Annotated in this window: 24 protein-coding genes; 14 read left to right on the forward strand and 10 right to left on the reverse strand. The window is 61.2% G+C overall.

Annotated elements, in window-relative coordinates:
- Positions 1 to 264: 264 nt before the first annotated feature.
- The 4 genes from drt3b to PSV40_RS16165 all read right to left on the reverse strand — a co-directional run bounded on the left by drt3b (position 265) and on the right by PSV40_RS16165 (position 4,735).
- Complete coding sequence (gene drt3b / locus PSV40_RS16155; RefSeq protein WP_300539704.1) at positions 265 to 2,226, reverse strand: antiviral reverse transcriptase Drt3b; 1,962 nt, start codon at positions 2,224 to 2,226, stop codon at positions 265 to 267.
- A 9-nt stretch (positions 2,227 to 2,235) separates the two neighbouring features.
- Complete coding sequence (gene drt3a, locus PSV40_RS16160) at positions 2,236 to 3,498, reverse strand: antiviral reverse transcriptase Drt3a (protein WP_300539706.1); 1,263 nt, start codon at positions 3,496 to 3,498, stop codon at positions 2,236 to 2,238.
- Between the two features lie 330 nt (positions 3,499 to 3,828).
- Positions 3,829 to 4,065 (reverse strand): DUF1508 domain-containing protein, encoded by a 237-nt coding sequence (locus tag PSV40_RS22880; protein ID WP_366915036.1) that lies wholly within the window; start codon positions 4,063 to 4,065, stop codon positions 3,829 to 3,831.
- Positions 3,953 to 4,735, reverse strand: coding sequence for a Bro-N domain-containing protein (locus PSV40_RS16165; RefSeq protein WP_300539708.1), 783 nt, complete (start codon positions 4,733 to 4,735; stop codon positions 3,953 to 3,955). The genes PSV40_RS22880 and PSV40_RS16165 overlap by 113 nt, the downstream gene beginning before the upstream one ends.
- A 387-nt stretch (positions 4,736 to 5,122) precedes the next feature.
- On the opposite strand from PSV40_RS16165, the gene PSV40_RS16170 reads away from it, so the two are divergent.
- The 5 genes from PSV40_RS16170 to PSV40_RS16190 all read left to right on the forward strand — a co-directional run bounded on the left by PSV40_RS16170 (position 5,123) and on the right by PSV40_RS16190 (position 8,957).
- Positions 5,123 to 5,731, forward strand: coding sequence for a class I SAM-dependent methyltransferase (locus PSV40_RS16170; protein ID WP_300539709.1), 609 nt, complete (start codon positions 5,123 to 5,125; stop codon positions 5,729 to 5,731).
- Between the two features lie 119 nt (positions 5,732 to 5,850).
- Positions 5,851 to 6,228 (forward strand): VOC family protein, encoded by a 378-nt coding sequence (locus tag PSV40_RS16175; RefSeq protein ID WP_300539711.1) that lies wholly within the window; start codon positions 5,851 to 5,853, stop codon positions 6,226 to 6,228.
- Between the two features lie 177 nt (positions 6,229 to 6,405).
- Positions 6,406 to 7,170, forward strand: a complete 765-nt coding sequence (locus PSV40_RS16180; RefSeq protein WP_300539713.1) for a tRNA-uridine aminocarboxypropyltransferase — start codon at positions 6,406 to 6,408, stop codon at positions 7,168 to 7,170.
- Positions 7,171 to 7,220: 50 nt separating this feature from the next.
- Positions 7,221 to 8,462 (forward strand): DUF4172 domain-containing protein, encoded by a 1,242-nt coding sequence (locus PSV40_RS16185; protein WP_300539715.1) that lies wholly within the window; start codon positions 7,221 to 7,223, stop codon positions 8,460 to 8,462.
- 243 nt (positions 8,463 to 8,705) lie between these two features.
- Complete coding sequence (locus PSV40_RS16190) at positions 8,706 to 8,957, forward strand: hypothetical protein (RefSeq protein ID WP_300539743.1); 252 nt, start codon at positions 8,706 to 8,708, stop codon at positions 8,955 to 8,957.
- Between the two features lie 346 nt (positions 8,958 to 9,303).
- On the opposite strand, the gene PSV40_RS16195 is transcribed toward PSV40_RS16190, so the two are convergent.
- Positions 9,304 to 9,801 carry a hypothetical protein gene (locus PSV40_RS16195; protein WP_300539717.1) on the reverse strand — a complete coding sequence of 166 codons (498 nt, stop codon included), beginning with the start codon at positions 9,799 to 9,801 and terminating at the stop codon, positions 9,304 to 9,306.
- Between the two features lie 189 nt (positions 9,802 to 9,990).
- Positions 9,991 to 10,707: a phenylalanine--tRNA ligase beta subunit-related protein gene (locus PSV40_RS16200; RefSeq protein ID WP_300539719.1), complete on the reverse strand. Its 717-nt coding sequence runs from the start codon at positions 10,705 to 10,707 to the stop codon at positions 9,991 to 9,993.
- Positions 10,708 to 11,059: 352 nt separating this feature from the next.
- On the opposite strand from PSV40_RS16200, the gene PSV40_RS16205 reads away from it, so the two are divergent.
- The gene (locus PSV40_RS16205; protein WP_300539721.1) at positions 11,060 to 11,836 is read left to right on the forward strand and encodes an N-acetylmuramidase domain-containing protein; all 777 of its coding nucleotides are present in this window, start codon (positions 11,060 to 11,062) and stop codon (positions 11,834 to 11,836) included.
- A gap of 137 nt (positions 11,837 to 11,973) precedes the next feature.
- Here PSV40_RS16205 and PSV40_RS16210 read toward each other — a convergent pair whose 3' ends face one another.
- A complete protein-coding gene (locus tag PSV40_RS16210; RefSeq protein ID WP_300539723.1) occupies positions 11,974 to 12,351 on the reverse strand; it encodes a hypothetical protein in 378 nt (125 codons plus the stop codon).
- Positions 12,352 to 12,837: 486 nt separating this feature from the next.
- Here PSV40_RS16210 and PSV40_RS16215 point away from each other — a divergent pair, with 486 nt between their 5' ends.
- Positions 12,838 to 13,407, forward strand: a complete 570-nt coding sequence (locus tag PSV40_RS16215) for a DUF1439 domain-containing protein (RefSeq protein ID WP_300539725.1) — start codon at positions 12,838 to 12,840, stop codon at positions 13,405 to 13,407.
- A gap of 119 nt (positions 13,408 to 13,526) precedes the next feature.
- Here PSV40_RS16215 and PSV40_RS16220 read toward each other — a convergent pair whose 3' ends face one another.
- Entirely contained in the window at positions 13,527 to 14,225 is a 699-nt protein-coding gene (locus PSV40_RS16220; protein ID WP_300539745.1) for an amino acid racemase, read from the reverse strand.
- A 79-nt stretch (positions 14,226 to 14,304) separates the two neighbouring features.
- The gene (locus PSV40_RS16225; protein ID WP_300539727.1) at positions 14,305 to 14,967 is read right to left on the reverse strand and encodes a TetR/AcrR family transcriptional regulator; all 663 of its coding nucleotides are present in this window, start codon (positions 14,965 to 14,967) and stop codon (positions 14,305 to 14,307) included.
- Positions 14,968 to 15,101: 134 nt separating this feature from the next.
- On the opposite strand from PSV40_RS16225, the gene PSV40_RS16230 reads away from it, so the two are divergent.
- The 5 genes from PSV40_RS16230 (at position 15,102) to PSV40_RS16250 (ending at position 18,464) form a co-directional block, all read left to right on the forward strand.
- Positions 15,102 to 15,575, forward strand: coding sequence for a VOC family protein (locus PSV40_RS16230; protein ID WP_300539729.1), 474 nt, complete (start codon positions 15,102 to 15,104; stop codon positions 15,573 to 15,575).
- Between the two features lie 100 nt (positions 15,576 to 15,675).
- Entirely contained in the window at positions 15,676 to 16,101 is a 426-nt protein-coding gene (locus PSV40_RS16235) for a VOC family protein (protein WP_300539730.1), read from the forward strand.
- A 13-nt stretch (positions 16,102 to 16,114) separates the two neighbouring features.
- Positions 16,115 to 16,624, forward strand: coding sequence for a DUF1579 domain-containing protein (locus PSV40_RS16240; protein ID WP_300539732.1), 510 nt, complete (start codon positions 16,115 to 16,117; stop codon positions 16,622 to 16,624).
- 131 nt (positions 16,625 to 16,755) lie between these two features.
- Positions 16,756 to 17,706 (forward strand): ABC transporter ATP-binding protein, encoded by a 951-nt coding sequence (locus tag PSV40_RS16245; RefSeq protein ID WP_300539733.1) that lies wholly within the window; start codon positions 16,756 to 16,758, stop codon positions 17,704 to 17,706.
- Complete coding sequence (locus tag PSV40_RS16250; RefSeq protein WP_300539735.1) at positions 17,703 to 18,464, forward strand: ABC transporter permease; 762 nt, start codon at positions 17,703 to 17,705, stop codon at positions 18,462 to 18,464. Before PSV40_RS16245 ends, PSV40_RS16250 begins: the two co-directional genes overlap by 4 nt.
- Before the next feature lie 155 nt (positions 18,465 to 18,619).
- On the opposite strand, the gene PSV40_RS16255 is transcribed toward PSV40_RS16250, so the two are convergent.
- Positions 18,620 to 18,955, reverse strand: coding sequence for a collagen-like protein (locus tag PSV40_RS16255; RefSeq protein ID WP_300539737.1), 336 nt, complete (start codon positions 18,953 to 18,955; stop codon positions 18,620 to 18,622).
- A gap of 311 nt (positions 18,956 to 19,266) precedes the next feature.
- Between PSV40_RS16255 and PSV40_RS16260 the strand changes: the two genes are divergently transcribed.
- Positions 19,267 to 20,346 (forward strand): pirin family protein, encoded by a 1,080-nt coding sequence (locus PSV40_RS16260; protein WP_300539739.1) that lies wholly within the window; start codon positions 19,267 to 19,269, stop codon positions 20,344 to 20,346.
- A 48-nt stretch (positions 20,347 to 20,394) separates the two neighbouring features.
- Positions 20,395 to 21,660, forward strand: a complete 1,266-nt coding sequence (locus PSV40_RS16265) for a DUF2254 domain-containing protein (protein ID WP_300539741.1) — start codon at positions 20,395 to 20,397, stop codon at positions 21,658 to 21,660.
- Positions 21,661 to 22,177 lie beyond the last annotated feature (517 nt).

Here is a 22,177-nt window from a genome sequence, read left to right on the forward strand (position 1 = left end):
TGGCGGCAACGAGAGTTTACACATGTTTCGTTATTTATGTGTCAATGTACTAGTTCTACAGAATAGGTGAAGGATGAAGCGGTTCACTGAGTGTGTGGATGACCTTTCGATCACCGCTCGTACAGCCATTCCCATTGACCGCCCTTGCAGGCAAACCAACTTGACCGACTGCAGAAAATCTCCTTGCAGAGATCTATTGCAAGCCCGGACGAATCCAAGCTTGATGAGGAACCCCTGACATCCTTCAAGTACAAGCATACTCCATCAGTAGGCTTGTTTCAATTCCTTCTTCTCCAATGAGTTGAGCAAATCAACATCACTCCAATTCACTTGCCAGTGACCTTGCGCCGAATTGGCCAAAAATCCGTTCCATTGGACAGTTGTGGGAGCAGGTTTACTCAAGAGGCGATGGAAAGCTTGCGACCAGTCTTTCTTTTTCTTGTCCGTGATAAATGGGCAGCTAAACATATCGAGGAGAAGGTAAGCTTTTTCGCTATTGCCCAACACGTCAGAGAGATCGCTTAACTTCTCGGAAATCGCTGCGACAATTTTCAGTCTCAGCTTGCTGTAGCGCGAATCTGCTTTTATATAGAAAAGGCAGGACACCATTGTGAAATAGGACATCTCCCGCGACCTCACAAATAGCTCGTCGATGATCGTCTCAGGCAGAAGATAGTGATCGCCTAGCTCACGTATGGCCAAAACGATGTTCAGACACTCAAGACGAATAAAACCGTCCACCCCTTCGGCATCAGGCTTTCCGCTTTCATCCGCAAGTAGCGTGACGGTTAGGTCATAGATTCGTTGCGACATAGACGCTGTGTGCTTCGGGATATTTTTGCGGACGAACCGAATCGCAAGAATTAGGGAGGTGCTCAACTTGTAAGAGGCACTTACTGAGGGCGAGACGCTGTAGAAGAAAAAGAGCACATCTAACAGAACGTAGAGTGCACTCAAGTACTCTTGCTGAAATTCTTTTTCTGTCGCAGGCAGGTCGTTAGCAACAATTTTCTTGACTCGCTCCGTGATTATTGCTACTAAGAAGGACGCCACTTCGTCGTAGTCAGCACTATTGTGAGAGCACAGCGTCTTGATTGAATCTATGTAGCTCTTTGTGAGTTTCCATGGTGAATAGACCTTTTTTGGCTGAAGTAGAGATCCACCTTTTTGAACCAAAAACTTGTCAATAAATTCATTAGTTTTTTGACTTGCTTCATTAATTAGCCGTGATTTTTTTGTAAGAAACGGCCTTGCAAGACGCATGGACTTCCCTGTGTTTGCATGGAGACTAAACGCGACCAACACGTCGGCATAGGACTCATAGACTAATCGGGCAATCTTGTCGTCTTTGGCGAAAATGAAAACGTCATCCACATAACGTCTGAACGCATAGTCCACATTGAAGCTTTTTTTCTGAAGTCTTGCGATTACCTGCCTGTCAATCTCCTGAAAAAGAATTTCCGAAAACACACGACTGACTTCAGGACCAATAGGAATGCCGTGCGTCTCATTGTGATTTCCATGCCGTATCACCGCATCAAACTCTTGTGCGAATGTGGACGAAACGTCGATGTTGTTTTTTGTGAATTGCTTATCCTTCACAGCCCATGAGAGGCTGTGGGTATAGATGCTGTCAAAGCACTTGGACACATCCAGTGTTAGTAGGACTTCGAATTTCTTCTCCAGGGAAAAATAATCCTTTGAGTTAAAAAATTTGTAGAGCCGGTCATACCCACGATATGCAAAGAAGGAAGGGGTGTGCTTCGCATATCTGTCTACCGCAGAGAGAGCAACACCGCCATTTTTGTACTTATTTACATTTTCCCAGGCACTCTTGTTGTAGAAGCTTCCTGCAACGCTGTTAGGTGCTCGAATCGAAGCAGGGCTCAGAGAACAGTAGTGGAGGATGAGCTTTTCGTATTTTTCGTAAAAGCACTTCACCCTCCATTGCGACCTGGGATGCAATAGTGCGAGTCGCCGAAACTCCGTTGAGGTCTTCTTTATTTTGTAATGATATGGAATTGTCGCGCTCACATTCTTGGGCAAACCTACACTTAGGACGAGGGCTTGCAGGAGTGTCTTTTGTATTTCATCTTCAGCTTCGAAGTTCAGCAGTCTGCTGTACAGGCCATCATTAGAAAAGATGATGGGTGTTTCGTACGGAAGCGTCTCGGTGATCAGTATCCGGTTGTAGTCGCTTCTTTTAATTAGATTTATCTTGCTCATCCCATTCCCTTAATTTACCCAGCATTCTTGGATTTGTTTAATTCTCTGGCCTGGAAAGTAAACGAAGCTTTTGCTCACATGCCCTCTTACAAAGCTCTGGGAGAGGATTGAACGCTTTTGTTTCCCGCTCAATTTCAAAGACGTTTGTGAAAAAAGCTTGCCTGTCCTAGATAGGGCGGCGTTTCTGAGAAAACTATCAAGTCCAATCAAGCTGGCGGCAGCCTCGGAAACTTCGGGGTAGCTGTAATAGATACCAGCCAACTTTTTACTACCAACTTTGCTGTTGTAGACACTAAAATTCTGCGTCAAAAACTGGATGCGATCATAAAGAAGCGACCAATCGCTGGTCTGGTTAAAGTCAAGAAAGGAGCGAACGATCCGCGTCTTGATCTTCTTTACTTTTGAGTCCGCGATGTCGACTGTCACGGCACGAAAATGGGCAAATTCTTTCTTCTTCGCCTCTTTCGCGGGTTCATGTACCGAGAAACTGTACCCCAAGTAATCGAAATGCAACAAGGGTTGCTTTACGGGCGGTTCTTTCGGTGCCACGCGTTTTTCAGCATGAGCTATCGTTTTTTTGTTTGGATTGAGTTCGAGCCCTGCAGGTAGTGCAGCCTTGATCAGTTTAGTAAAGGGCGTTACTTGTTCTCGGCAGGACGTGACGACAATGATGTCGTCAACGTAGCGTGCATAGAAGTAAACGTTCTGATCGAAAAATATAGTCCGGTCAAAATTTTCCATCATCAAATCGGCCAAGTTTGCACTGAGGGCTAAACCTCGCGGGACACCTGTACCCCCGATTCCTTTGTGACTGACGAGCAACGAATGTAGTAGGTCTTTGCTATGTGGACTGAGTTCTGCAAGTTGATCAATTCTTGATGACAGCTCAGAAGTACTAAACGATTCGTAGAAGTTCTTTATGTCTAGTCGATAGACCCTAAACGGTACGCCTTCTTCCAAGAGTAAGTACAAGTTCCCAACAATTGCGGACCGACCCCGGCCGTGAGGTTTGACCAGTCTTTTGAGGTTGGCAGATAGCTTTCTAACAACCAGTTCATTCGCTAAACTGGACAGGGCGAATACGGCCTTCCCTTTCAAATTGAAAGACTTAAGTGGATTCAGGGGGGCGCCAAAATTCAATAGTGCAGCTGCCTCCGCGTCTACCAGTCGGGCCTCCTTGAACACTTCGTGATCGGCAGCTGCAATGCCGCGAAAGTCACCTTTTTGAAGTACTCGTTCAAGGGTATGCCTGTTGAATGATTGATCGTACACGTAGTCCTCTCCCCTATTTGGAATCCGACGGATTTTTGTTGCCGCGCTGTATTGCGAATCGTAGCTTACGCGCGCCACTCAAAAACGATGGGTTCAGGTCCGATCTTCCAGAAGCGCACCGGGGGGTACCGCACCCACCCGCTCAGGAAAACGGGCTCATGGATTGCGGGTCCAAGGCCGAAATGACAGATCGGGGCAGGCAATGCAAAGCGGGCGCGCATGGCAGCCCGCGCGGGGAGCGCTGCGCCGGTTGCCGCCTGCGCCAAAGACCAAGCCGATACCTGAAAAAAATAGCCGGCCAAGTGAGCCGATTTTTCTAATGCTGAAGCTTCAAGACAAGTCGTCTAATCCGGCGTTAGCGGCAAACCGCTTGAGCTGGTCAATGCTGTGTTCGCAGCTCTGTTTGTTTGTATACGTTTCACTTTGCGCCATGGGTTCAGTGTTTCCCCGAACGTTATGAAACGTCCAGGAGAACTGATGGTTCGACGCCCGCCTGATTTTGAACACGCACTGGTCGCCCACCGCCATGGCAGCCAGACTGTTTTGAGGTGAAGAAAGAAGTCCCATGAATGAATACTCCGTTTAGTACCGTGACGGCGACCATCCTACGCCTGAACCAGACGCTGACGCCGCTCCACTCGGTGTGGATGATGTTGGTGAGGATGGCAAACTCCTGGCCGGCCTTGATGTCGTGTTCGCGCCAGTAGTCGGTGAGTTTGTTGCGGGTTTCCTGCCCGGTCATGCGCTGGGCAATCCACTTGTCGCTGCGGCCGTGCTGCTGCCAGGTCTGGCGGGCGCGGTTGAGCGAGAGGGCGGGGTCGGCCATTTCCTGCATGCGCTCGTAGCCGACCTTGGCAAGCCAGAGTTTGATGGGCTCGGCTTTGGGGCTGGGGACGGATTGCACCAGACGGAGCAAGGTTTCGGCAGTGGCTACATCGGTGAGGTAGTTTTTGCCGTCTACTGCGGGCAATTTCAGTCGGTGACAGTTTGTCACCGACTCGCTGCCTTCTTTGCCCAGCCGCTCTTTGAGCTTGTTCCAGTATTTGCGGGCAGTTTGGTAGTCTGGCTGCTGCGTCAACACCTGCACCACGTCAATGACCGAGAACCACCAGGTCTCGGTGGCTTCGTCAAACACGCGGCGGATGGACTGACCATCAAAGCTGGCAGGCGAAACTTTCATGGCGACCCCTTGGAGCGGCAGCAAGCGTGCTGCGTGATGAATACTGTATTTTTGCACAGTATGTCGACGCCATCCACAAAGACCTGGTTTGCTCCGTTTTTGATAGCTGTTTGCGCTTGTTCCACAAGGGCTGGAGCCATTTTTCATACACAACGCATACCCATGCGGCAGCACCGCCCACTGGGGCGGCACGTCATGGCTGAAGTGCGGCCTTCGGGCAGTGGCCAGATACAGCGGGGTTGCGTGGGGGCGGTGCGGTCACCTGCGGCGTATTCGCCGCGTTATGTGCGGTGAATAAAGCCGCAAATCGACTCAAGTACCATGCGCACTGACCCGGGACCTTGCCCCATACCTCATTACCCCTTACACGCTGCCGAATGCCTCGTGCGTTGTTGCCGTCGCGCAGCATGCTGACGGCCTGCAGAAGAAAGAAAAGCGAAGCGCGTGAAATCTGCAAGTGATCAATGGTTCGACGAAGCGTACTACCAGCGCTATTACTTTGACGAGAAGACCGGCGTGGTGGACCCGGCGCATGTAGCGCGCCTGGGCACCTTTGTGTGCAGCTACCTCAAGTACCTGCGCGTGCCCGTGAAGCGGGTGCTGGACATGGGCTGCGGCATTGGCGTGTGGCGCGCGATTGTGGCCACGCACTTTCCGGATGCGAGTTACCAGGGCGTGGAGTACAGCGCGTACCTGTGCGAACGATTTGGCTGGGAGCGTGGGTCGGTGGTGGACTACGCCGCTACCGAGCCGTTCGACCTGGTGATCTGCCAGGCCGTGCTGCCCTACCTGAGCGCGCCGGACCTGAAGCGGGCCCTGCACAACCTGGGCCGCCTGTGCCGGGGCGCGCTGTATGTAGAGGCCGCAACGCGCGAAGACTACGAGCGCGACATCATCGACGATGAACTGGCCGACCCGCGCCTGCATCGTCACCCGGCGGAGCTGTATAGGCGCGGCCTGCGGGAGGGCCTGACCGAACTTGGCGGCGGCGTGTGGCTGAGCCGCCAGCTCGATGTGCCGCTGTTTGAACTTGAATACGCGGATAGCCGCTGAGAACGGCTGAGCGCGTCCAGGTACCCGGGCGCAAGCCCCGACCGCCGCCGCAAGCCGGCTCAAGTAACATGCCCAGTTCCATTCGCCCGATCCCCGGGCACCCCACGGAGACAAAATCAATGTTCAGTCATGTCATGGTCGGTGTCAGCGACCTCGAAGCCTCGAAGAAGTTTTATGACGCGGTGCTCGGCACCCTGGGCATCGCCCCCGGCGTTGCCAACAAGAACCGCTATTTCTACCGCAGCCCGGGCGGCACCTTCGGCATCACCACACCCATCAACGGCGAGCCGGCCTGCCATGGCAACGGCAGCACCATCGGTTTCAAGCTGGAGTCTGCGGAACAGGGCGACGCCTTTCACGCGGCCGGCATTGCCAATGGCGGCACCACGTGTGAAGACCCGCCGGGCGTTCGCGAAACCCACCCGGGCAAGCCCTACCTGGCTTACCTGCGCGACCCGGACGGCAACAAGCTCTGCGTGATTCACCGGCCAGCTTGACCCGGCCGCGGCAGGCAACGCGCAGTCAGCGCCTGGAGGGTCCACGACCTGTTGAGCGTCGGGACATGGATGGCGGGTCCCCGGATCGGGTCCGGGGCAGGCTCCGCCCGCAATGACAGGCGCGACCCCACTGCCATAGCGCGCCCCTACTCAACCAAGACTGCCCCAACCCTGCGCATGCCCCAAGCCCCCCACGCCCCTCATGCGGTCAGCCGCCTGCGCAGCGCGCGCCTGGCGCGCAGTTCCAAGCCGTTTCTGGCGCGCGGCGGCCCGCGCGGGGAGCGCTGCGCCGGCTGCCGGCTGATTCCCAGCCACTGCCTGTGTGCCTTGCGTCCGGTGCTGCCGGTGCGGGCGGGCGTGTGCCTGATCATGGCCGACATCGAGCCGCTCAAGCCCAGCAACACCGGCTGGCTGATTGCCGATGTGGTGGCCGACACCTTTGCCTTTGGCTGGGCGCGCACCGAGGTGGACCCGGCGCTGCTGGCCCTGCTGGCCGACCCGCAGTGGCAGCCGTATCTGGTGTTTCCCGGGGAGTTTGTAGCGGAAGGGCGGGTGGTGACGGCGCTGTTGCCCGCCGGGGCCACGGACGGCACGCCGGCGAAGCGACCTCTGTTTGTGCTGCTCGACGCCACCTGGCCCGAGGCGCGCAAGATGTTTCGCAAAAGCCCTTACCTGGACAAGCTGCCGGTGCTGAGCCTGCAGAGCGAGCAGCTGTCGCGCTACCGCCTGCGCCGCTCGCAGCGCGACGCGCATTTCTGCACCTCGGAGGTGGGCGCGCTGTGCCTGGAGCTGGCCGGTGAAACCCATGGGGCGCAGACGCTGGAGGCTTACCTGGACGTGTTCACCAACCACTACCTGCGCGCCAAGCAGCAGTTGCCGGTGGACCTGGAAGATGCGGCGCATATGCGGTTACGCGCCCTGTTACCCGGTTTTGAGCCGTAATTTTGGAAATACGGCTCATTTTTTGAGCCGTATTGTTTAAAATGCGACTCATGGCCACCAACACCCTCGCCCCCCAGCCCCGCTACATCTGGCAGCACCCGGCCTGGCCTGCGCTGGTGTTTGACGCTGTTGCCATGGCGCCTGAGCTGGACCTGGCGCGGATGGAACAAGGCAAATTGTTGGGCCTGCTGGAGGCCATTGGCCTGGGACAGGCGCAAGAGGTGCGACGTGAGCTGTGGGTGCAGGAGGCCATCGCCACCGCGGCCATTGAGGGTGAGAAGTTGAATCTGGAATCGGTGCGGTCGTCAGTGGCACACCGGCTGGGCCTGACAGATGCGCCCAGCCATGACCGGCATGTGGACGGTCTGGTGTTGGTCATGCAAGACGCCATAGAAAACCACCAGAGCACGCTGGACCTGGACCGCCTGTGCCGCTGGCAATCAGCCTTGTTTCCCGGGGGCACCTCGGGCATCACGCGCATTGCTGTGGGGCGCCTGCGCAACCATGCGGACGCCATGCAAATCGTCAGCGGGCCGCTCGGGCGGGAGGTGGTTCACTACGAGGCACCGCCTTCGAATCAGGTGACCGGCCAGATGGAGCAGTTTCTGGCGTGGTTTGAGGCCACCCGGCCCACACAAGGCGCCGCACCGAATCTGCATGGTGTTGCCCGCGCGGCGCTTGCGCACCTGTGGTTCGAGTCCATTCACCCGTTTGAAGACGGCAACGGCCGGCTCGGACGCGCACTGGTGGACATGGCTTTGGCGCAAGACATTTACGCGCACGACCACGGCGCTGATGTGTCCCAGGTGCGCGTGTTTGGCATGGCCGGCCAGATGCTCAAGACCCGCGCCGCCTATTACGACGGGCTGAACACGGCGCAGCGCATCCGCCAGCCGAAGCCGCGGGGCGCAACGATTGATGTGACGCCTTGGGTGCGCTGGTTTGTCCAGGCATTTGTCCAAGGTTGCAGAACCTGCCAGACGGTGGTGCGGCAGGCGGTGGACAAGTCAGCCTTCCGCCTGCAAGCCGCGCAATGTGGCTTGAATGCGCGGCAACACAAGGTGCTGGACCGCATGCTGGAAGCCGGCAACGCGGAGCTGGGCGGCGGCTTTCTGGGTGGCATGACTCCGGACAAATACGCCAGGATCACCGGTACATCCAAGGCCACCGCCACGCGGGACCTGACCGGCTTGCTGGCCAAGGGGCTGCTACGCGGGCAAGGCGCGGGCAAGGCCACGCGTTATGCGGTCAATGTGCCGGGTTGGCAGCAGGCCGCTGAAACGTCAAATTAACTTGCGTGCGGTTAATCGGTGGTGGGGATGTCAGCGCCGGGCAAGACACCAGCCAACGCCTGCGCAGACTCTGCACTACGAAGACTTGCCGCGAGGCGACATGCACCTGCCGGGCAAGCGGGGGCACGGGCTGCGGCGCGAAAGCGCCATGACCGACAGGCAGAAGGCGCGACAATGGAGCCCATCACGCCCGGCCTTGTGCCCGCACCGGCCAGGCGTCACCCCCACCTCAAGAGCCCCACCATGACCGACGACCTGAACCGAAAGACCGAACTGCAAAAAATGGAGCTGTGCGACTCGTGCGCCGGCATCCAGCGCAACTGGCGCAAGGCCCCGGGGCACCCGGAGCTGGTGCAGGGCGCCAACCGCCAGGAAAGGCGCGGCGGCGCGCTGGTCACCGTCACCAAGTACCGCTGCGACCGCTGCGGCACGGCGTGGGAGTACGAGAACGACAAGGCCAACCTGAAGGCGGGCTGGTCGGTGGTGGGCCGCTAGGCGCCCTGCGTCACTCCTGTTTTGATAGCTGTTTGCGCAGGTGGCACATGGGCTGGCGGCCGATTTCGCTTGAATTCTGCTCTCCAGACCGTTCGCCCTGAACTCGGCCTGTCCTGAGCTTGTCGAAGGGTCGAAGGGTTGACAGGACGAGCCGGCTTCGACTCCTTCGACGGGAGCCCAGGGCAGGCTTCGACAAGCTCAGTCCGAACGGGTGGTGTGGTGTGGTGTCATGAATAACGACAACACCTCCAGCCTGCCAACCTTCAGGCGCCCATAAAAAAAGACAGGCCAGGCCTGTCTTTTCTGTTTTGGCTTGCGCGGCTGCGGGCAGCCGCTGCGTTGCTGCTTACTTGCTGCCGGCGGCTTTCACGTCGGCCTTGGCTTCTGCCTTGACGGCGCCGGTTTCAACCTTGGCGGTAGCCTTGTCGGCTGCTGCGTTGGCCTTGACGGTTTCCACTTTGGCGTCGGCCTTGATGATGGTCTTGTCGGCTTTGGCGTCGGCATTCACGATGGTTTTTTCAGCTTTGGCGGTGGCCTTGGCTTTGTCATCTGCGTCAGCCTTGGCGACTTTGGCTTTGGCCTTGGCTTTGGTCGTGGCGGACTTGGTCACGGCCTTGGTTTTCTTTTCAGCGGCGTTGACTTCTGCCTTTTCAACCTTGGTGTCGGCCTTGGCGTCAACCTTGGCTTCGCTTTTCACAGCGGCTGCCACGGACTTGTCGGCCTTGGCTTCTGCCTTGACCACCGCAGGCGTCGCGGGCACGGCTGGGGTAGCGGGCGCGGCAGCTTGCGCAAATGCAGCGCCGGTCACCAGGGTAGCGATCAGGGTGGCGAGTAATTTGTTCATGAGAGTCCTTTGAGTAAGCGAGTTGTGACCAGATGAAGTCATGATGATCCCGTGTACAACGTGTGGCGCGGCCATCGTGACGACGCAGGACACATGCTGTTGCAAGACAGCACGCGCGCTTTACATGGGGTTGCTGGAGACGGAAATCATGGCTGGCGGGTTAGCCCCGCCATGACCCAGGCCGGGTTGTCAGCGCACTGCCGGCGCCGGCTGCAGCTCAAAACGCGGTGCAGACCGGGTCAGCAGGCGGGCCTTGGCGGTGGCGGCGGGCCAGGCCGCGGGCACTTCGTGCATCAGGGCGGCGATCAGCGTGCGCATGTCTTCATGGGCCGACTCGTGCAGGGCTTCGGCGACGATCAGCACCGTGCTGGTGTCGGCGGTGACGACCGACAGGCTGCTTTGCCGGTTGGTCCAGCGGCGCGCGTGGGCGTTGTCGGCCTCGTCGACAAAAATAATTTCATGTTCGTCGGGGTGTTCGACCTCGCCGGAGAAGGTCTGGTAATGCTCGAGGCCGGTGGCGTAACGAACTTGCAGGTCGCCCACCACTTTGGCCAGGTCGAACACGGCCACCGGAATGGCAAAGGCCGCCGACACCGCGTTGCACAAGTCCACCAGCGGGTGCAGCCGCGGCAGGGCGCCTTCCTTGCGCAGGCGACGCAGCAATGCCTCGGCCGCACAGCGGTACTTGGTGGGTTTGAGCCCCATCTTCGAGAACACCTGGCGCCAGGCCTTGATCTCCGGCAACTCGCCTTCGCCGCTGCTGGCCAGCCGCGCCGCGGCGAGGCCGCTGAAACGCGCCACCTGCGGGCCGACCGCCGCCTTGCTGCTGATGCCCCGGACAAACATGGCGCCCGGTACCAGCTCGGGGCACTGGGTCCAGATCTCGTTGGAATGGCTGAAAAACATGCGCTTGCCTCTTTGCTGCCAATGATGGGCCAGTCGGCCGGTTCCCGCAACGCCGCGCTGACACTCCTGTTGTTATAGCTGCTTTCACCCGTAGTCATTGGGCTGGCGGCCGGTTTCATGCTTAACCCGTCACCGCGTACTGTGCGCGGCGGAACGGGTGGCGTGCCGCAAAAAACATCATGCCCCCGTTGGTTCTACGGCCGCTGCACCGCGCGTGTTTGTCCTCCATTTGGGGGATGTCAAATCGCCGCCGGGCCGTTACAACCGGGAGCATAACAACTCTCAAAAGCACGCCTGCCCTTTCAGGAGCACATCGTTCCTGCATCGCCGGCTACAGAAAGGAAACCAGCTCATGTTTACAGGCAAGGCAGCGCCGCTGTCGCAACAGGGAATTGAAACGGTGCTCGGCAGGCTGGGGGTGGACGCACCCGCGCTCTGGGCTGTGCTGACGGTTGAAACCAGTGGCTGCGGCTTCCTGCCGGACCGGCGGCCCAAAATCCTGTTCGAGCGCCATTGGTTCAGCCGGCTCACGAACGGGCGCTTCGATGCACAAGCGCCCGACATCAGCAACCGCAGCGCGGGCGGCTACGGCAATGGCGGCGCTTCCCAGTATGAGCGGCTCACCCGGGCCATGATGCTCGACCGCGAGGCCGCACTGAAAAGCACGTCCTGGGGGCTGGGCCAGGTCATGGGGTTCAACGCCACCAGGGTCGGCTTTGCGAGCGTGGACGCCCTGGTCAGCGCCAGCCAGACGTCGGAAGATGCGCAGCTCGACGCCATGGCCGGGTTCATCGAGCAGGGCCATCTTGCGCGGCATCTGCGCAACGCCGACTGGGTGCAGTTTGCCTTCAGCTACAACGGGCAGGATTTCCAGAAGAACCGCTACGACGAGAAGCTGGCGCTGGCCCACAAACGTTACCAGCTCGGGCCTTTGCCCGACCTGGCGGTGCGCACCGTGCAGCTGGCGCTGATGCTGCTCGGTTATGGCGGCGCGCGATTTGTGGATGGGTGGTACGGGGAGAACACGCAGAAGGCGCTGGTCAGGTACCAGCAACGTGCCGGACTGCCGGCTTCCGGACTGCCCGACGACGCCACCATGGCCCGCCTGTCCGCGAACCTCGGCTGGTAGGACAGGGGTCTATTGAGCGTTTCAAAACTCAGGACAGTCGGAACGATCAATCCCTCACCCCGAGCCTCTCCCAAGGGGCGAGGGTGAGAGCAGTCCAATTCACTGTCGTGTATCTGGAAAAGATCAATAGCTGCGTTTTACCTGCGGCGCGGATCGTTGGGCCAGCGGTCCGAGCGGTCGCGTGCGCCGTCGCCATCACGGTCACGGTCGCGTACGCCGTCGCGGTCGCCATGGTCACGGTCACGGTCATGGTCATGGTGCGACGCGTGCGGCGGCGGTCTATGTGGAAAGGCGCGCGGCACCGGAACCGGCACCACCACGACAGGCGCAGGCCGGCTGTAGCCCCGCGGGTAGTCATAGGCACGGCGCTGGTACCCGCCTTCGATGTACACCGGCTGCTCCACCACCATGGGCGGGCCACCGCCATGGGTCGGGTAAGTCGGGTAGGCCGGCACCGGGTAAACGGCGCAGCCGGACAGGCCGGCCACGGTCAAAACCAGAAGAGTCGTTTTCATGAAGTGTCCTGACACCCGTCCTAGGGCCTGTTCACACTGTTTATACAAGTGCGAACGTGGTGAAAACAGCGCCAATCAAGGCGCGCGACGACGCTCAGCCTGGGCGGCTGGGCTAGGAGTGCAACGACGAGTGGCGTTGTTTTCACCACGTTCCCTCCGGGTTGAGGCCAAAAAGGCCATGCGCAGCGTTGCAAAGCCTTGCCGGGCGTCAGCCCGGCTGCATTTTGCGCCTCACGCATGGCCTTTTTGACTCGCAACGCATCTTGCATAAACAGTGTGAACAGGCCCTAGCAGCCGGGTTGATGCATTGAGCGCGCGGCAGGTGTCGTGCATGTGTTGGCTTGTAGGCGGCCCGTGTCTGCAGGTAACGGGATGTGCCCGACAACCGCATCAGCGGGGCGGGTATACGCTGCGGCACGGCCTGTGCGGCGCACAATGACCGATTGCATGCCCGCAGGCGCTTTTTCACTTTTTCATGAAGGCCCGATGAAACGCAGACTGTTGTTGACCCTGCCCAGCTGGATCGCCTTGGCCGCTGTCGTGCGCGCCGCCACGCCGGCTGCATCCGGCGGTGCGGGCTACAAGGTGACGCTGGAACAGCTGCAGCAGGCTCTGGCGCAGCGCTTCCCGCGGCGTTATGAGATGGGCAGCCTGCTGAACCTGAACGTACAGGCGCCGCGGGTGCGCCTGCTGCCCGAGCAGAACCGCCTGGGCACCGAGATGGTGGTGGACGCGGCCGGCCCGGCGCTGGCCCGCACCTCGACCGGTACCTTCGACGTGGACTTTGCGCTGCGTTACGAAGCCAGCGACCAGACGCTGCGCGCGCACCAGATACGGCTCAACGCCCTGCGCCTGGACGACATGGCGCCCGGCCCGGCGGCGCTGCTGCAGGCTTACGCCCCGACCCTGGCCAGCCAGGCACTGAAGGAAGTGGTGCTGCACAAGCTCAAGCCGCAGGACCTGATGCTGACCGACGGCCTGGGGCTGGAGCCGGGCAGCATCACCGTCACGGCCAAAGGGCTGACGATTGCCCTGGTGCCCAAGAAAACACTGTGAGCCGGCGGCTGCCGATGTAGGTGCTGTCGCTGGGCAGGGGCACCTGCCCGGCCGTCCGGCACTTCCTTTTTGATAGCAGCTTGCGCCCGTGTGGAAAGGGCTGCGGGCAGATTTGATGCCTAAAGAGTGCCCTGCACCGCGCGCTGCAGCGCCGCCCGCGCCAGCAGGCGCGTGGAGTCCAGCGTGGGCAGCGGCGAGTTGCCGTCGTTGATGATCAGCGGGATCTCGGTGCAGCCCAGCACCACCGCGTCGCAGCCTTCGCTTTTCATTCTTTCAATCACGCGCTGGAAACTGGCCACGGCTTCGGGCCGGAAGATGCCGCACACGAGTTCGTCCATGATGATGCGGCCCAGCTCGTCGCGCTCGGCATCCGTGGGACGCAAATACTGCAGTCCGCGCGCGACCAGCTTGTCCGGGTAGACCTCGCTGTCCACCAGCCAGCGGGTGCCGGTGATGCCGATGCGGCGAAAGCCGCGCCTCGCGGCTTCTTCGGCGACGACCTCGGCAATGTGCAGCCAGGGCAGCGGCGAGCGCGGCGCTGCGTAGTCAAAGGCCTGATGGATGGTGTTGTCGGGGCAGATCAGGAAGTCGGCGCCAATGGCCGTGAGCTTGTAGGCAGAGTCCAGCATCAGCTCGCCCACACCTGTCACGTCGCCGCGCTCCAGGCAGTCCACGTACGCGGCGAGCGAGGGCGTGTGCATGGAGATTTCGGGGTGCGCGTGCGGGCCGAGCAGCTGCGCACCTTCGGCGCAAATGGTGCGGTAACAAAGCGCGGCACCTTCCGCGGAGCAGCCGACGATTCCGATGTGTAGTGGCATGGGCTGTGGCATGGGGTGGCTCCTGTTGGCGTGTCACCGTATTCTCCTCAGGTTTGGCAGCAAGGGAGAAAGGGGCGGCTCACAGCCCTTTTTCGACCATGTCGAGCAGGCGCTGGCCGACCAGTTGCATTTGCGGGCCGATCACCGGGCCCAGCGGGCCGTCGATGACCAGCATGGCCAGGCCGTGTACGGCGGACCAGGCCAGGAACTCGGCGCCGGGGCGGCGCTCGGGCGGCATCACGCCGGCGGCAACCAGCTTGTCGAGCGCGGCGCCCAGCAGCTCGAACGGGTTCAGGCCGCCCGGGCCGGCCTTGTCGGGGTCGCGTGGTGCTTCTTGCTTCATGTCGTCGGAGGCGGCAAAGGCGGTGCGAAACAGCCCGGTCTCGGCCTGGGCAAAACGCAGGTAGCCGGTGCCGACGGCGCGCACGCTGGCGCGGGCGAAATCGGCTGGCGGCAAACCGGTGGGCACGGCGGCCAGTTCGGCCTCCATGGCCTGGGCCACGGCCGACAGCGCGGCGGCACGCACCGCCTGCAGCAGGGCCTGGCGGCTGGCGAAATGCCGGTAGGCGGCGTTGGGCGCCACCCCCGCGCGGCGCGTGGCTTCGCGCAGTACCACGGCCTCGGGCCCACCCGCGCGCGCCAGCTCGATGCCGGCTTCCAGCAGCGCGCGGCGCAGGTCGCCGTGGCGGTAGGTGCTGCGGGCCGGCGGCGAGATCGGCGGCGTGATGGACAGGGCTGTCATGGTTGGTTACTTTTTATGTGGACGCCGTCCATTATCTTTGTTATTCTTTTGTGGACGGTGTACACAACACCTTCACGATACCTCTGTTTGACAACGCCGGCAATGTTTGGCCAGCGATTCCAAGGAGCATTCCCATGCAGAAAATCACCACCTTCCTGACCTTCAAGGACCAGGCTGAAGATGCGCTCAAGTTCTATACCTCGGTGTTCAGGAACGCCAAGGCCGGCGACACCCAGCGTTACGGCGATGGCGCCCCGGTCCCCAAAGGCAGCTTCATGACCGGCAGTTTCGAAATTGCCGGCCAGACCTTCTTCGTGCTCAATGCGGGCACGGACTTCGGCTTTGCGCCGGGCATGTCGCTGTTTGTCGATTGCCCGACCCAGGACGAGGTCGATGAACTCTGGGACAGGCTGTCCGAGGGCGGCAGCGTGCAGGCCTGTGGCTGGCTGACCGACAAGTTCGGCGTGTCCTGGCAGATCGTGCCCAGCGTGATGGGCAAGGTGCTGGCCGACAAGGATCCGGCCAAGGTCAACCGCGTGATGCAGGCCATGATGCAGATGATCAAGCTCGACGGCAACAAGCTGCAGCAGGTCTACGAGGCCGCATGAACCCATGGTGACGGAGACCTTGCGGCTGTATGCCGGCCTGCATCGCCACTTCCGCCAACCCGCCCCCGTCCCCCACCCACCCCCTGACAAGGAGACCGACATGCAAGTCCAGCCCTATCTGTTTTTTGACGGCCGCTGCGAAGAGGCCCTGACGTTTTACAAAACCGCGCTGGGCGCCGAAGTGACGGCGATGATGCGCTTCAAGGAGAACCCCGAGCCACAGCCGCCGGACATGTGCCCACCGGGCTCGGAGGACAAGATCATGCACGCCAATCTGCGCATCGGCGACACGCAGGTGATGGCCTCGGACGGCATGGCTTTCGGCGGCAAGCCGGAGTTCAGGGGTTTTTCGCTGACGCTCACCGCGCCCACCGACGCGGAAGTGGCGCGCCTGTTCAAGGCGCTGAGCGACGGCGGGCAGGTGCAGATGCCGCTGGGCAAGACCTTTTACGCCTCGTCCTTCGGCATGCTGACCGACCGCTTCGGCGTGGGCTGGATGGTCATCAACCCGCTGCCCATGCCCTGAAAGGAAGGTTGTCATGTCCAATACCGAACAAGACCCGTGCGCCGCGGTGCCGGCGCTGGTCCAGCACTGCTGGCTGCAGCAACTGGTGGGCGAATGGACGTTTGAAGGCCAGGCGGACATGGGCCCGGGCCAGCCGGCCATGAAACACGCGGGCCAACAAACCGTGCGCAGCCTGGGCGAGTTGTGGGTGCTGTGCGAAAGCCAGGGCAGCATGCCCGATGGCAGCCGGGCCCACATGCTGATCACCCTCGGGTATGACCCGCAGAAAAGCGCCTTTACCGGCACCTTCGTCGGTTCAATGATGACGCACCTGTGGCACTACGCGGGCGCGCTGGACGCGGCCGAAAAAGTGCTGACGCTGGACACGGAAGGCCCGTCGTTCAGCGGCGACGGCACGCTGGTGCGTTACCAGGACATCATCACCCTGCAGGGGCCCGACGTGTACGAGCTGGCCTCGCAGGTGCTTCAGGCCGACGGCAGCTGGAAGCATTTCATGACGGCCACCTACCGCCGCACGCGCTGAGCAGCCGGCCGGCACCTCGCCACCGTTTTTCTGTGCCTGCCCAGTCCGGCCCTGGCGGTAAGCGTGCGTCACGAAACATCAATAGAATCGGCCCAGCCTGTTCCGGCATGACAACGACTTCAGGATGCCGCGTGCCACCCATCATCTCCATCCAGCAACTCACCAAAACCTATGCCTCCGGCTTCCACGCGCTCAAGTCGGTGGATCTGGACATCCGGCGCGGCGAAATTTTTGCCCTGCTCGGGCCCAACGGCGCCGGCAAGACCACGCTGATCAGCATTGTCTGCGGCATCGTTCGGCCTACTTCGGGCAGCGTCACCGCCGACGGGCATGACATCGTGCACGACTACCGTGCCGCCCGCGCCAAGATCGGGCTGGTGCCGCAGGAGCTGTCGACCGACGCTTTCGAAACCGTGTGGGCGACCGTGAACTTCAGCCGGGGCCTGTTTGGCAAGCCGCCCAACCCGGCCTACATCGAGAAGGTGCTGCGCGACCTGTCGCTGTGGGACAAGAAGGACAGCAAGATCATGGCGCTGTCGGGCGGCATGAAACGCCGCGTGCTGATCGCCAAGGCCCTGTCGCACGAGCCGACCATACTTTTCCTTGACGAACCCACGGCAGGCGTGGACGTGGAGCTGCGGCGCGACATGTGGCAGATGGTGCGCGATCTGCGCAGCAGTGGCGTCACCATCATTTTGACCACGCACTACATCGAGGAAGCCGAGGAAATGGCCGACCGCATCGGCGTGATCCGCAAGGGCGAGCTGATTCTGGTCGAGGACAAGGCGGTGCTGATGCGCAAGCTCGGCAAGAAACAGCTGAGCCTGCAGCTGCAGGCACCGCTGCAGCACATTCCGCAGGCGCTGGCCGGGCTGCCGCTGACGCTGGAGGGGGAGGGCCACACCCTGGTCTACACCTTCGACACCCAGAGCGAGGAGACCGGCATTGCGGCACTGCTCAAACAGCTGGCCGAACTGGGCATCGATTTCAAGGACCTGCATTCGAGCGAGAGTTCGCTGGAAGACATCTTCGTGAGCCTGGTCCATGCCGACAAGCCGGCCGCCCTGAAGGAGGCCGCATGAACTGGCACGCCATCCGGGCCATCTACCGCTTTGAAATGGCGCGCACCTTCCGCACGCTGACCCAGTCCATCGCCTCGCCGGTGATCTCGACCTCGCTGTATTTCGTGGTGTTCGGCGCGGCGATTGGTTCGCGCATGGGCGACATCGACGGCATCAGCTACGGCGCTTTCATCATTCCCGGCCTCATCATGCTGTCGCTGCTCAATGAGAGCATCTCCAATTCCGCGTTCGGCATCTATATGCCCAAATGGTCAGGCACGATTTACGAGCTGCTGTCGGCGCCGGTGTCGGCCATGGAAGTGGTGATGGGTTACGTGGGCGCGGCGGCGAGCAAGTCCGTGTTGCTGGGCCTCTTGATCCTGGCAACGGCACGGCTGTTCGTGCCCTACAGCATTGCGCACCCGTTCTGGATGCTCTGCTTTCTGCTGCTGACCGCGCTGACTTTCAGCCTGTTCGGCTTCATCATCGGGCTCTGGGCGGACAACTTCCAGAAGCTGCAGATCGTGCCGCTGATGGTGGTGACGCCGCTGACTTTTCTGGGCGGCGCTTTTTACTCCATCAACATGCTGCCGCCGCTGTGGCAGAAGATTGCGCTGTTCAACCCGGTGGTCTACCTGATCAGCGGCTTCCGCTGGAGCTTTTACGGCGTGGCGGACGTCAACGTCGGCATTAGCGTCGCCGCCATCCTGGGGTTTATGGCGCTGTGCCTGGGCGCCGTGTGGTGGATCTTTCGCACCGGGTGGAAATTGAAGGCCTGATGAAGGCTTGAACCCGACGTATCCGCCATGCCTGCCCGGCCAAGAAAAAGGCCCCAGTCACCTCGGTGGCTAGGGCCTTTTCATGGGGTGCACGGTGGTGCACCCGCATCATGCCAGCCAGCCCCGGAAGGGGTGGCCAGCGCGTTGCTGGAAGCTTACTTTTGCGGGACAACAATCACGGTGTCGCCGGTAGCGCCGGTTGCGCCCGTGGCACCGGTGGAGCCGGTAGCGCCAGTGGCACCCGTTGCGCCGGTAGCACCACCGCTAGGGCCGGTGGAGCCCGTGGCGCCAGTCGCGCCGGTGTAACCCGTTGAACCGGTGGAGCCGGTGGAGCCGGTAGAACCCGTGGCGCCGGTGGAACCAGCTTCGCCAGCAGGGCCGGCAGGACCAGGGACGGTCACCACGGCAGGCGTAGGCGTGACCACCGTGCGGTCACAAGCGGTCAGACCAAGGGTAGCGACCAGAGCGGCGAGCAGAATGGAATATTTCATGGAAGTCTTTCGGAATTTGAGCGAAAAATGCGCGCGAAATTGTGCGCAGGCAGTTTTTCCTGCCTCGGCCTTGAACTGCCTAAAATGATTTCTGGGTAGCTGCAAGAGGACGAACCGTGAATCTACCTGCGGCGCGAACCCTGTCCTGTAGGACGAACCCACGACGACGTGTCCCGAATTGGCCGGTGTTGCCGCCCTCCCCAGGTGGATTGGGTGCACACGGATCGGCTTCGGCAATGGAAACCAGATGCCAGTAAGCTCCAAGGCTCCAAGGCTCCAAGGCTCCAAGTTGACCTCAGCAAAGCCGCACCATGTCCTCTTTTTTCCCTTCGCCCAGCCCCCTGGTTCAGATCAAGCCCCTCGGTTTTCCGTGGGAGACGATGGACCCCTTCCTCTTTTGCGTGTACCACGACGATGCCTACCCGGCCGCCAATGCGCAGATGGGGCCCCAGGCCTCGCTGGCGGGCCGTGCCATCGGCCAGGATTTTTCGCGCAAGGACGGCTGGAGCATGTACCACGGCGGCGTGGTACCGGGCTTTCCGGCCCACCCGCACCGCGGCTTTGAGACCGTCACCATCGTCCGCAAGGGGCTGATCGACCATTCGGACTCGCTGGGCGCCACCGCACGGTTCGGCCGCGGCGATGTGCAGTGGCTGACGGCCGGGCAGGGCATTGTTCATTCGGAAATGTTTCCGCTGCTCGATGGCACCGCGCCCAACCCGCTGGCGCTGTTCCAGATCTGGCTGAACCTGCCCCGGCAGAGCAAGATGGCCAAGCCGCACTTCACCATGTTCTGGTCGCAGGACATTCCGCGCTTGAGCGTCACGGACGCGGAAGGCCGCCGCACCGAGGTGGCGGTGATCGCCGGCCGGCTCGCTGCCGCCGGTGCGCCTGTAACGCCGCTCACACCGCCACCCGACTCGTGGGCCGCGCAGGCCGACACCGACGTGGCGATCTGGACGATACACATGGCCCCCGGTGCGCGCTGGACGCTGCCAGCCGCCGCCGGCGTGGGCACCCGGCGCCAGCTGTATTTTTTCAAGGGTGGCGCCGTGACCGTAGCCGGTCAGCCCGTGACCCATCATGCAGCCATCGAGCTGCGCGCGGAGGCTGCGGTTGAGCTGCTCAACAGAGGCGGCGACGACGCCGAATTTTTGCTGCTGCAGGGCAGACCCATTGCTGAGCCGGTGGTGCAGTACGGCCCCTTCGTGATGAACACCCAGGCCGAAATTGCGCAGACCCTGGCGGATTACCAGCGCACACAATTCGGCGGCTGGCCGTTTGCGGACAACGCGCCCGTGCACGGGCGTGAGCCCCTGCGTTTTGCGCGGCACCCGGATGGGCGCGAGGAAAGGCCAGCCGACGTCAAGGCGTCATCACCGGGGGGTTGAACCCGGGCGCCGGATGCGGCGTCAAGCCCCTGCAGCGATACTGGCGCCATGACCGAAAAACTGATCTACCTGCTCCAGCGCGTGATGCGCAAGACCTGGGTACGCTGCGTGCTGTTTTCGCTGATGGCCATACTTGCCATCGGCATGTCCATGCTGCTCGGGCCGTCCATCCCCGAGGATGTGGCGGTCAAGCTGGGTGCGGACGCCATTGGAAGCATTCTCAACATCATTGCCACCAGCATGCTGACGGTGGCCATTTTTTCGGCCAGCACCATGGTTTCATCGTTCACCGCGGTTGCCAGCAGCGCCACGCCCCGCGCTTCCCAACTGATGATCGAAGACGCCACTATCCAGAACACGCTGGCCACCTTTGTCGGGGCCTTTCTTTACAGCGTGATCGCCTTGATCGGCCTGCGCGCCCATATTTACGGTGGCGGCGGGCGGCTGGTGTTGTTTGGCTTCACCATCACGATCCTGTTGATTGTGGTGGTCGTGCTCCTGCGCTGGATCGACTATCTGTCGGTACTCGGCAGGATGGGTGAGACCCTGCAGCGGGTTGAGAAGGCAACCACCAAGGCGATGGACCAGCGGCTGTCCCGGCCCTGCCTGGGCGGCAAACCCCTTCGCCGGGGCAGCCAGGGGCGCTACACCCTGCTCGCCTCGGAGACCGGCTTTGTGCAGCATGTGTCCATGGACATCCTCCAGAAGCTGGCCGAGGAGAACGACGACACGCTCTATGTGCACGTTTTGCCGGGCGCCTTCATCGAGCCCTCGACCTTGATCATCAGCAGCGACCGCGCGATGGATGAGGCCCGGTGCAAGGCCATGCACAACGCGGTGCTGATCGGCGCCTCGCGGACCTTTGACCATGATCCCCGCTTCGGCCTGGTGGTGCTCGGGGAAATCGCCACACGGGCCCTGTCGCCGGGTGTCAATGATCCGGGCACTGCGCTGGATGTGATGGCAACCGCTGTCCGGACCCTGGCGCACTGGGTGCAGCATCTGCATTCGGACAGCGGGACTGCCGAGCTCCTGTTTGACCGCGTGAATGCCCCCCCGCTGGATGAAGCCGGCATGCTGGACGATGTGTTTTTGCCGCTGGCCCGGTATGGGGCTGGGGCGGCGGAGGTTGGCCTGCAACTGCAGCGTACGCTCGGCGCCATCCGCCGGCTTCGTCACCCCGAATTTGATGCGGCCACGCAGCGGCTCTCGCGCTACGCCATTGCACGTGCCGTGCATGCGAATTTGTTCGAGATGGACGTGCAGGGCTTGCGCGAAGCGGCCGAAGACGTGCAGCAAGCCGCACCCGCCTGAAGAAATGAACACGCGGCCGGACCGTCCGGCAAGACCGCGTGGTGCGCTGTGGCTTTTTCATCCCGGACCCGACTGGCCGGCGGTGAAAGCCCGGGTGTTGGGCCGACTGCGCCGGGAAATCCCGTCTTTATGCTATGTTATTCGTAGCTGAGTTCGCACACCATACAAGGGCTACAGCCCGTTTTCATATAAATTCTGGCCAAACACTTCGGGCAGGGTTGCCCGGGGCACCCATTCGTGCGCGGCCCGGGCCGCCGTACCGCTTCAGCGCCAGGCCTTCGGGAATCCATCAGCCAGCCATAGCACGGCCATAGTCCGTGGCTCTCGGGCGCCCAGGCTCCGGAGCGGGCGCCAGGCGGTACGTCACCCAGAAAAAAAGCGCCCCGATGGGCGCTTTTTTACAGAGGCGGCAATGTTTACTTCGCCACAACGCGCACCATCTCCAGGCACTTGTTCGAGTAGCCCCACTCGTTGTCATACCAGGCGACGATCTTGACGAAGGTGCTGTCCAGCGCGA

It is taken from the genome of Polaromonas sp. (genome assembly GCF_029945925.1).
In the GTDB taxonomy this organism is placed as follows: domain Bacteria; phylum Pseudomonadota; class Gammaproteobacteria; order Burkholderiales; family Burkholderiaceae_C; genus Polaromonas.